This is a genomic window from Neglectibacter sp. X4, from assembly GCF_009917365.1.
Lineage (GTDB): Bacteria > Bacillota > Clostridia > Oscillospirales > Acutalibacteraceae > Acutalibacter.
Window position 1 is genome coordinate 1 of record NZ_QWLE01000107.1, and the last position, 4247, is coordinate 4247.

Sequence of the window (4247 nt, forward strand, 5' to 3'; positions counted from 1 at the left end):
TCAAGTAAGGTTTCAACTCACCTAAATTTTACAGTTCCCAAAAAGAGAGGGCGCAGGGCAACCTGCGTCCTTTCTTTGCAACGTGATGAAACGCAATCGCGATGCGATAGCGTTTGCACATAAGACGCAAGGGACAGAGTGCTGTTTTTTCGCCGCATGAAAACGCAAATATTACATTTGCGTTTTGCCATGCGCTTACGGGAGTGCCCGCGTGCTGAGGGTGCTCCCGTCCTATTTCCCCCAAAAGAGAAAAATAAAAACGGCAGGGAACCGGGTGGATTGCGCTGTGATTCTCTGCCATGTGGTGCGTCTCAAAAGTTTTTGGGTTTCCAAAGGGGATTTTTGAAAAAATCCCCTTTGGCCGCCGGAGGCAGCAAAAGGGAGTGCGTTTCCGCGCTCCCTTTCGCTTCGGGCTTTGTAAAATTTAGGTGAGTTGAAATACCTTATTTCTTAATCTTCAAGGAGTCCACCATAACCTTTGCTGTCTCAGCGCGGGTGATCTTCTGCTGGGGATTGAAGCGGTTAGCCTCATCGCCATTGAAGACGCCAGCCTTCTGGCAGGCTGCCACGTAGGGCACTGCCCAAGTCTGAATCCGGGCGTTGTCTGCGAAAGTGGTGGTGCCGGTCACTTCCAGCTTGAGGGCAACCGCCAGAATCTTAGCGGCTTCCTCGCGGGTGATGTTCTGCTGGGGACGGAAAGTCATGTCCTCATAACCGCTCAGAATCTTGTTGGCTGCGCAGTAGGCAACAGCGTTCTTAGCATACTCAGAGATTTTGTCGCTGTCAGTGTAAGGGATAGTCAGCTTGTCGTCCACAGCCACACCCAGCATACGCACAGTCATAACAGCAAAGTCCTGGCGGGTGATGTTGGTGTAAGGCCCGAACTTGTTGTCGCCAATGCCCAATACAATGCCTTCCTCGACTGCCTTGTTCACATAGCTATAGAACCAGTCGGTGGACTTCACATCAGTAAAGCCAGTGGCAGTCTTGGTGGTCAGCTTATAGGTGTTGTTGTTTGTGCCGCTCTCAGAAGTGACCTTGATGGTCAGGGGGCTGTTCAGGTTGTAGTTCTTATCGGGGCTGTAGGCCACGCCGTTAATAAGAATCTTAGCCATACGGGAAGCCTTGATATCCAGCTTCTGAGATTTCAGGTCAGTGCCGACAGGCAGGGTGAGGGAGATGTCTGTGCCGGTGATGCTGGCAGAAGTGCCTGCAGCCTTCAGGGAGGTGATCTCAGCGCCCTGCTGCACAGTGGACACCGTAACCCTTACGGTGTAGCGGCTGGTAAAGTCGCCCTTCTCGTTTGTCACCAGCAGAGTGCCCTTGCTGATGCTGCCAACACGTGCCGCAGTAAGGGGATTATTGTTAGAATCTTGCAGAACACCAACAGCCGTCACAGTGAACTGTGTGCAATCCACGGTCTCCTTAGAGCCTAAGTCAGACTTCATTTGCAGCTTGGGATCGTTCACATCATCCTCAAAGGTGACAGAAGCCAGCTTGGAAGTGGCGAAATTCAGGGAGAATGTCTTTGTCCCGTTTGCATAGCTGTTGGGCACGTCAATGTCGATAATCCGGGCAGTCTTGTCAAAGTTCACTTCCACATTGGAATCCAGGGTGGACTCCATGCTCAGCAGTTCATGGCCGGTTTCGGCTTCGGCGCGGGTAGCATACAGGTAATACTTTGTAGCCAGCTTGTCGTCAACCAGCGTTTTCATTTCTGCGTCCCACAAAACGCCGTCACTGTAAGTGCTGTCGACCCAGCCCTTTTCGCTTACAACCCAAATCTCGGCAGCCTTCGTGGTGTCGATGGTGCGGGTGTCAGCGTTATAGGCTGTCAGCCATTTTTTCAGACCATCAGTGGTGCTGCCAACAGGCAGTGTAAGGTTTGTGCCTACATTATCAGACTGGTTGCCATAGTATTTAGGATCCAGCTTGAAGAAAGCCTTGCTGTCATCGGCAGCGCCGGAAGCCGGGTTAATCAAAACCACAGCGCCGTCATAGGTCTTGAAGTTCAGGCCGTAAAGCACACGGGAACTTAAAGGAGAGTAGGAATGAGGAACCTTCAGTTCCAGGGTGTTTACAGAGAACTTGCCCTGATCGTTGGCAGTGCCGGGAGTCATGGTAAAGGTGTTGTCAGCCGTTACACTGCTGTACTTGCTTTGATCTGTCACCTCGCTGGCGCCATTGAACACGCGGCCTGTGCGGGCAGTGGCCTTGTCAGCAATCAGCTTGACGATATAAGTGTTGTTCTGCTTGTCAGCAGGGAGATTTGTGTTGCGGACAGTAATTTTGACAGGAGTAAATCCAGTCAACTGGAACAGGTTCTTGGTGTTCCACTGAACAGACACTCTGGGGTCGCTAGAACCGTTGTTAAGAGTATTTGCTATGTCGGTGTCATTTGTCCAGGGGCCTATTTTAAGACCGCGCTCAGCAAATAAATCCACTTGCTTTTCAGCTTCGTCCGGGTCAGAGGGGTCCTGATAAACCTTAATGTCAGCGCCAGTGCTGGCAAGGGCGAACACTTCCACATCCTTCAGATTGTTCTCCAGCATCCAGGTGTAGGGAACTTTAATTTCCACCACTGTAGCATTGTCATTTTCAGCCCTATACTGGCTGGTGATAGCGGCCCTTACCGTGTTGCCGGCTGCGTCTTTGCCCTTGAGGACAAGTTCCTGCAGGATAGCCTTTTCTTCTGCAGCCTTCTTAAAGACAACAGGATATTCCTTTATCGTGTGGCCATCTTCAGAGGTAACACGAATACGTACAGTCTTGTTCTTGTCAACGTTGGTTTCCAGAATGGTAACAGGAGAAAGTTTCTGCTTGCCAGTAGTGCCAATCTGGACGGTCAGCTTGTCTTCCACAACACTTACAGTAGCGCCAAGAGAGCCTTCCAGCAACAGTTTGCCCTGATTTTTATAGGTAGTAGCGGCAAAGCTCTTGGGCAGTTCCACAGTGGTGGTGCCGCTCTGGGCCAGCTCATACTCGTTGCTATACTGTACAGAATTGTCAAGTCCCTGCACCTGAATTTTGGTCAGCTTGGCTTCAGCGTTCTTGGAAACATCCTTCACAGTGAGAAGAACCTTTTTAGCGTTGGTATAGAGGCCGGAATTGTAATCTGTAGTGGCATAGTTTTTCCGAACCAGCCTGATAATCGCGCTACCAGCATCTATCAATTGACCGCCGGTTATAATTCCAGAGCCGTCTGCAAGATAGCCATGGTCGGAATCGTTATCCAACTGAGGGAAAGTCATGCCGCTTGTCAGAGGACGGTTTTCAGAGTTAATCTTCACAACACCCTTGGAAATAGTGTCGCCCAGGGTGAAGGTGGGCTTAATGCGGGTGCTCTTGCCGGTGCCAGTGCCAAAGGGCATGGTAACGGTAATGTAGGGCTTGGCAATGCCGCCTCCAGTGACGTTCGTGCCGATTTCAACAGATTCCTGGCCCTCAATTTCAAAGCTGGAGAAACCAGGCTGCCACTTCACCTTCACATCATAATTCTGAATCTGCCCAGCAACCTCAACGGTAGCAACGCCCACAGTAACAGACTTGCCGTCAGCGTAGTTGCCTGCGAATCCAGTTTTCGCTGTGAATGTTACGGTTGCACTGCTGTTAGCAGGCTCGAAAACCTCAGCAGCTTTCGGTGTGGTCGTATTGTCCATATCAGTTAGCAGTTCATTGGGGATATCCGTGCCAAAGGGCAGGGTAACCAGCACAGTGCCTGCAGTGATATCGAAAGCACTGGGATCATAAATTTTTTCATCACTGCTACTAGTAGTAGGATCGTTTTCATCGGTCAGGTTCACACGGTTAATGCCGGTGTCAGTGTTAGGTGCGTCGGGGGAGTTGTCGATGGTCAGGGTGTAATCGCCCAACTTCTGGCGGATGCCGTCACCATCTTTGTCATCACCGCGCCACTCCAGCTTGATGGTGTAGATGTTGCCGCTCTTGGTGGCCCAGTAATTCAGATCGAAGACAGTGCTTGAACTGCCTTCGTTCTGCAATTCCATTTCATCGCCACTGCCAGGGGCAATCATCACCATGACGCTCTCGTCCAGTGTGTAGTTTGTGCCCAGATACACCGCAGACGGGTCAATTTCCCGCTTGACGGAGTAGCTGTTGCCTTCCGCATATACCTCTTCGTGATCTACGAAGATCGAAGGAGGTGTATCGGCAGCAGCAGCGCTGAGCGGAATCATTGCGGCAATCATAAGAACAGCCAAGACAGCCGCAAGTGATTTCTTCAGAAA

1 protein-coding gene is annotated in these 4247 nt (G+C 51.0%); it reads right to left on the minus strand.

Translation table 11 applies throughout. From position 1 onward, the window contains the following. Window positions 1-443 precede the first annotated feature (443 nt). A complete protein-coding gene (locus D1841_RS16620) occupies window positions 444-4196 on the minus strand; it encodes an S-layer homology domain-containing protein (protein ID WP_207710196.1) in 3753 nt (1250 codons plus the stop codon). Window positions 4197-4247 lie beyond the last annotated feature (51 nt).